This is a genomic window from Caballeronia cordobensis (assembly GCF_001544575.2).
Classification (GTDB): domain Bacteria; phylum Pseudomonadota; class Gammaproteobacteria; order Burkholderiales; family Burkholderiaceae; genus Caballeronia; species Caballeronia cordobensis.
The window spans coordinates 1-1,691 of record NZ_FCNY02000062.1 but is presented as its reverse complement, the minus strand read 5'-3'; the positions used below and the strand labels follow the sequence as shown (position 1 = coordinate 1,691).

The following is a 1,691-nucleotide window of genomic DNA, read 5'->3' as shown; positions in this document are numbered from 1 at the left end:
GTCACCGTTCAGGGCCGCAATCTCACGGTCACTCCGAACGACGGCCAGAAATACCAGATCGTGTCGCCCGGCGACATCTGGATGGTCGGCGATCTGATGAAATACGGCGTTCAGGTCAGCGGCAAGGCTGACGATGAACCGAACGCACTCGTCTCCGCGCTGTACTACCTCGGCCCGGCCATCCTGATCATTGGCTTCTGGTTCTACATGATGAGGCAGATGCAGGGGGGCGGCAAAGGCGGGGCGTTCTCGTTCGGGAAGTCGCGCGCGCGCCTGATCGACGAAAACAACAACGCAATCAATTTCACCGACGTCGCGGGCTGCGACGAAGCCAAGGAAGAAGTGTCCGAACTGGTCGACTTCCTGCGCGATCCGCAGAAGTTCCAGAAGCTCGGCGGGCGAATTCCGCGCGGGGTGCTGCTGGTCGGCCCTCCGGGTACCGGTAAGACGCTGCTGGCGCGCGCCATCGCCGGTGAAGCGAAAGTGCCGTTCTTCAGCATTTCGGGTTCGGACTTCGTGGAAATGTTCGTCGGCGTGGGCGCGGCGCGTGTTCGCGACATGTTCGAGCAGGCGAAGAAGCACGCGCCGTGTATCGTGTTCATCGACGAAATCGACGCGGTCGGCCGTCATCGCGGCGCGGGCATGGGCGGCGGCAACGACGAGCGCGAGCAGACGCTGAACCAGATGCTCGTCGAGATGGACGGCTTCGAGGCGAACTCGGGCGTCATCGTGATCGCCGCAACGAACCGTTCGGACGTGTTGGACAAGGCGCTGCTGCGCCCCGGCCGTTTCGACCGTCAGGTGTACGTCGGTCTGCCGGATATCCGCGGCCGCGAGCACATCATGAAGGTGCACCTGCGCAAGGTGCCGATCGCGAACGACGTGGATGCATCGGTCATCGCGCGCGGCACGCCGGGTTTCTCCGGTGCGGATCTCGCGAACCTCGTCAACGAGGCGGCGTTGTTCGCGGCGCGTCGCGGCAAGCGCATCGTTGAAATGCAGGATTTCGAGGACGCGAAGGACAAGATCTTCATGGGTCCGGAGCGCAAGTCGGCTGTCATGCGCGAGGAAGAACGCCGCAACACGGCTTACCACGAGTCGGGCCACGCGGTGGTGGCGAAGCTGCTCCCGCATGCCGATCCGGTGCACAAGGTCACGATCATGCCGCGCGGCTGGGCGTTGGGCGTCACCTGGCAATTGCCGGAGCATGATCGCGTGAACCTCTATCGCGACAAGATGCTGGAGGAAATCGCCATCCTGTTCGGCGGCCGTGCAGCGGAAGAAGTGTTCCTGAACTCGATGTCGACCGGCGCTTCGAACGACTTCGAGCGCGCTACCAAGATGGCGCGGGACATGGTGACGCGCTACGGCATGTCCGATGTCCTCGGCACGATGGTCTACGTCGATACCGAAGAGAACGGCATGTTCGGCAAGATGGGCGCGAAGTCGGTGTCCGAAGCCACGCAGCAGAAGGTCGATGCGGAAATCCGCCGCATTCTCGACGAGCAATACGCGCTCGCCCGCAAGCTGCTGGAAGACAGCCGCGACAAGGTCGAGGCCATGACCAAGGCGCTGCTCGAATGGGAAACCATCGATGCAGACCAGATCAGCGACATCATGGCGGATCGTCCGCCGCGTCCGCCGAAGAACATGCCGCCGCCGTCGGGCGATACGCCTTCGGGTGGCAGCAG

The 1,691-nt window shown here is 63.3% G+C and carries 1 protein-coding gene; it reads left to right on the top strand.

From position 1 onward, the window contains the following. The coding region (gene ftsH, locus AWB70_RS38055) for an ATP-dependent zinc metalloprotease FtsH (RefSeq protein ID WP_060854264.1) at positions 1-1,691 on the top strand (1,691 nt) is incomplete at both ends.